General features: G+C 44.5%; 4 protein-coding genes. 2 read left to right on the forward strand and 2 right to left on the reverse strand.

The features are described 5' to 3' along the window. Together H6G62_RS27560 and H6G62_RS26130 are read left to right on the forward strand one after the other, a co-directional pair. Positions 1-200: hypothetical protein (locus tag H6G62_RS27560; RefSeq protein ID WP_206755662.1), on the forward strand; the 200-nt coding region annotated here is incomplete at its 5' end. Then, entirely contained in the window at positions 173-2,989 is a 2,817-nt protein-coding gene (locus H6G62_RS26130; RefSeq protein ID WP_347239427.1) for a hypothetical protein, read from the forward strand. The genes H6G62_RS27560 and H6G62_RS26130, both read left to right, overlap by 28 nt. Positions 2,990-3,050: 61 nt before the next feature. Here the strand turns inward: H6G62_RS26130 and H6G62_RS26135 are convergent, their stop codons facing one another. Both H6G62_RS26135 and H6G62_RS28715 read right to left on the reverse strand, forming a co-directional pair. Continuing rightward, positions 3,051-3,305 (reverse strand): UPF0175 family protein, encoded by a 255-nt coding sequence (locus H6G62_RS26135; RefSeq protein ID WP_190500645.1) that lies wholly within the window; start codon positions 3,303-3,305, stop codon positions 3,051-3,053. Positions 3,306-3,333: 28 nt separating this feature from the next. Further along, on the reverse strand, positions 3,334-4,515 hold the full coding sequence (locus H6G62_RS28715; protein WP_347239428.1) for a type IIL restriction-modification enzyme MmeI: 1,182 nt from the start codon (positions 4,513-4,515) through the stop codon (positions 3,334-3,336). Positions 4,516-4,599: the final 84 nt, after the last annotated feature.

The following is a 4,599-nucleotide window of genomic DNA, read 5'->3' on the forward strand; positions in this document are numbered from 1 at the left end:
GAGCCAACTTTGATTCAATCCCATCCCAACTACCAGACCCTCCTGAACTACGGGGTTATCGCCGCATAGACTGGGATCACAGCCTCCTAAATCTGTCCGGAGTGTTGTATGGTGGACGCCTTACGCAGTTGCCAGATGACTTGGTGGAAAAACATTTATTGAAAATATCTGAGTGGATTCAACAGGAGCTAAGCTTATAATGAGATCTCTAAGATTTATCACTTGGCTGGATGTAAAAAGGCTAATCCAAAAAGAGACATTAAATGGCACAAAAATGCCTAGTTGCATGAGTGCAATATCATGCTTTTCAGACGCCTTGGAAATTGGTTTACCTGGCGAGAATTATCAGTCAGAGGCGCAAGCAATCTTGACTGAATGGTTCCAGGACTGGTATCAAAAAGAAGAAAATATAATTCGCCTCGACCTTGGAGATTCAAGGTTACCTATTGAATTTCATGAAAATGAGTATGAAACATCTAATAAATCTGGCTCTATACGTCCATTTTGGAAGGAGATTGCTTATTTAGAAAATGTTTTACCAGAAGATGATAACGGAGATAAATTACCATCGCGATTTCATTTTCCAGAACACTCATTATCCTCTCCAGAGGTAATTGCTTTTTATTCTTTCAAGGGAGGTGTTGGTCGAACGTTGCATCTTGCGTCGCATGTTTTTGCTCTCTTAGATGCCGCTAAAGATAGTAATCGAAAAATTACGGTCTTAGTTATTGATGCTGATTTAGAAGCTCCTGGTTTAACCTACTGGAATCGGGCTGAAAGTCAGCAGCCTTCTGTCTCTTTTATTGATTTTCTTGAAGCCTATCATTACTCACCTACTGCTCGGCAGGCAACACTTGATATCTTTGCCCAAGAAGTTCAAAAAACACCCAAAATAGAAGGAGGTTCAACATTTTATTTCCTACCTGCTTGTCTGAGTGATGATCAGCTTTTAGATACTCCTGTCTTGCCTGAGCACCTGGCCAGGAGTCCTGAAGGTGAATGGACTTGCGGAGATGCCATTCATCAATTAGGAAAAGCGCTATCAGCAGACTATGTTCTTATTGATTTACGTGCTGGGCTCAGCGAAATTTCTAGTCCAGTCATTTTTGACCCTAGGATTCAGCGATTCTTTGTAACAACAGCCACAGAGCAGTCAACCGCTGGTCTCAGTCTTGTTTTAGAGCAAATCAGTCGTATCGCACCGTCAGAGGCAGATAGCAGTAGCGGGAAATTTTATGATCCATCTATCATTATTAGCTTCTTAACCCAAGAGTTGAGGGAGCTTCCAGCCTTTGAGAATTCCTTAGAGAAATTAAACTCTGCCTATTCACCACCTGAACGAGCAGAGCATGACAATCTATACACTAGCAGGCTGGAGATTAAAGAAACTGATTTTACGCAAGAGTTACTTTACATCAATACATGGGAAGAGGCAAAGCTGAAATTAGCCCCAACTTCTGTAATGAGGATTGCAAGGGAGTGGGCAACTTCAAAAGTTAGAGAACAGTCTCAAGTTTTAGCTCTAGATAGGGAATCTGAAAATTCTTCAGTTGAACTAGAAGAAGTTCGCAAATTTAGAACAATATGCGAACAATATGAGTTTGCTGAAAGTGGCAAGGGCGAAAGTTTATTAGTCACAGAATCCCTTAGAAATCTAGCGACTTCATTTCGTAATGATCTGCCCCGTGTAGTCTCTATTGGAGCTAAGGGAGCAGGAAAAACATTTACCTATGTACAACTTTCAAGACTCCAAGATTGGGAAACCTTTTTAAGCCTCGCATCTGGCAATGCGATTGACTTTGAACATAAAACCCATATCTTTCCTTTGCTGCAATCAAGCACTTTAAAAGATGCAGCAGAAGATGTTGTTAGAGCAGCCAGGGATGCTACAAGAGAAGCTTTCTCCCATACTATTCCTGAATTCTTACATTCAGAATTTGGGGACAGAATTAGAGGCTTTCTAGAATCCCCCTCTGGCGAACTGGATTGGATAAGATTCTGGATCAAAGAACTATCTCAATCCATTGGCTTTTCTCAAGATGAAGACTCTGTTAGTCTGTCACATTTGAATTCATATCTCAAGGAAAAAGATGTTCGTTTAATTTTCTTGTTTGATGGTTTGGAAGATATCTTTACGGAGATAGCCACTAATCCACAACAGCAAACTGCATTGAGCACACTTATCAGTCTACCCAAAAGACTCAATGAGATTCGGCAATCGAACCTCGGATTAATTATTCTGCTAAGACGCGACTTTTTAAGACATTCAAAGACACAAAATCTAGCGCAGTTTGAAAGCCTTTACAAGCCCTATGATTTATCGTGGGATGCAGATTCATTTTTGAGGCTAGTGTATTGGGTTTGCATTCAGGCTTCTGTTATTCAAGCAAATGAAGCGAATCTAGCAGCACTGAGTCGTGAGGAACTAATTTTAGTTTTGGAGAGATTGTGGGGTAAAAAGTTAGGAAATGATGCCAGCAATGAAGCTTATACGGCTAACTGGGTTTATGCCGCATTAACAGATTTCAAGGGTAAGTTACAGGCTAGAGACATCATTCGTCTCCTTTATCATGCCGCCAACATCACGATTGAAAACAGTAAGGAAGTTCAATTTGATCGCTGGTCTTCTAATCGTCTCCTTCCACCTCAAGCCATTAGGCGTGCGATAGAACCCTGTAGTACTGGTAAGGTTAAAGAGGTTAAGGAAGAATATCCTGAATTTAGGCGATGGGTTAATAAAGTAGAAACGGAATACACCCAAGATCAGAAACGGGTTCCTTTCACACTAGATACGCTTGATTTAGATCAGGCTACGATTAGAATGCTGGAAGATATCGGAGTCCTCTATGAGGATAGAGGCAAAGATGATATTCCCCGGTACTATATGCCTGAGATCTTCAGGGCAGGATTAGGGTTTGCACCTCAAAAAGGAGCTAGACCTCGGGTTTTGGTCTTAAAGCGAAAAGCTTTAGGTACCAATTTTCTCTGAACAGATGCCGACTCTGGCTGGAATCTGAGACAAGGATCTGGGTTGACCTTTCAAACATCTTCTAATCGGCGTTGGCTAGTTCCTCGGCGAGTTCGGGGGCGGTGTATTGGAGGACGGAGACACGGTAGCGGGTGAGGGTGTTGATGAAGTCGGCGCGATGGAGTCCGGCGATTTCGGCGGCTTTTTCTTGGGAAATTTCACCGAGTTCGTACCATTTGACGGCGGCGGCAATTCGCATTTCTTGCACAAATTCTGGTGGGGCTTTGCGAAGGGCAGAAAAGATGGTATCTGGGAGTTCGATGTGGATGGTTTGCATGGTGGGGACTGGGTGGGGTGGTCTTAGCTTAAAACAGTTCGCCTTGGGTGGGGGTGTCGTCGCCGAGGAGGTTGCCTTGGGTGATGTATTTGCCTGTAGGACTGTCGGCGACTGAGGCGGGTTTACTTTTTACCTTTTTACTTTTGCCTTTTGCATTTTTCCCTTTGCCTTTTTTCTTATCGTGTAACCCTTGGGCGACTTCTTCGGCGTAGCGTTGGTGGTTGAGGGCGAGGAGGCGGTCGAGGACTTCGCGGCGGGCGGTTTCGCTGATGGTGAAGCGAAGGCCTTGTTTGGTGTTGTGGAAGCCGTGGTTTAGACCCTCACCCCCCCGGCCCCCCTCTCCCAGGGTGGGAGAGGGGGGAGAGACAGCCATCTCTTGTTCCCCTTCTCCCCTGGTGGGAGAAGGGGTTAGGGGATGAGGGGGTGAAATGAGGTCGTGCCAGCCGTAGGCGGCGGCGACGGCGTTGTCCATTTGGATGTGGAGGTGGCGGAGGGTTTGGATGTCGGGGTCGGTGCAGGTGGGGTCGTGGAAGCGGTTGTAGGTTTTGGTTAGCCCTTCTTGGCGGGTTTGCATGATGGTTTGGCGATGGGTGTAGTAGGTTTCGCCAATTTGTTCTAGGGTGTCGGTGTTTTCGGGGAAGGGGAAGGTTTCAAAGCAGTCTGAGGGATTGTACTTTAGACGTGTTTCAAGGGTTGAAGAGTAAGCTCTGACCCAAGACTCATGAATGCTTGATGACACTATACAAAAGCTTGAATTATCATCAAACGCAACAATTTTTGTGGTGTGGGAAAAGACAATATCCGTTGGGCAAAAAGAAAATATGCAGAATTTTGTTGTCTCAGGGATTACCAAAACCCTACTACACTCATTCATTGCAGCATAAAGTTTTTCACCTGAGCTAGCATATTGCCACCATTTTTCTTGCCAAGCTTTAGATTGAGCCTTAGGTCTTTCTGGCTTAACTAACCTTTGTGCAATTTCTAGACATTCAGGATAATCGATAGCATAAGGTGGCCCTTTTGGCTTTTTGGGGTCGTCAGTATCAGGTGATAAAGGCCAGTCAAAGAAGTTTATTACCCATCGCGAAGGAGACTGATCTGGCCTAGTTGTCAGATCCTGGCCATTCAAATATGGGAATAACACTTCTTTGTTTTTATAGCAGCCCGCAGGCAGGTTAGGACAATACGCGGAAGGCATTGTCGAGGGCATCCCACAAGGTGTCAAACTGGTGCAAGGTCTTTCGCACGTAGTGCTTGATCCGTGCCCAAAACTTCTCAATTTTGTTCAAGTCAG

Origin of the sequence: Phormidium sp. FACHB-1136 (assembly GCF_014697375.1) — a bacterium.
In the GTDB taxonomy this organism is placed as follows: Bacteria; Cyanobacteriota; Cyanobacteriia; order Phormidesmidales; family Phormidesmidaceae; genus Nodosilinea.

Bases quoted from the DNA above. Each gene is read 5' to 3' on its own strand.
- H6G62_RS26135 (WP_190500645.1), bottom strand. From the start codon at position 3,305: ATGCAAACCATCCACATCGAACTCCCAGATACCATCTTTTCTGCCCTT.
- H6G62_RS28715 (WP_347239428.1), bottom strand. From the start codon at position 4,515: ATGCCCTCGACAATGCCTTCCGCGTATTGTCCTAACCTGCCTGCGGGC.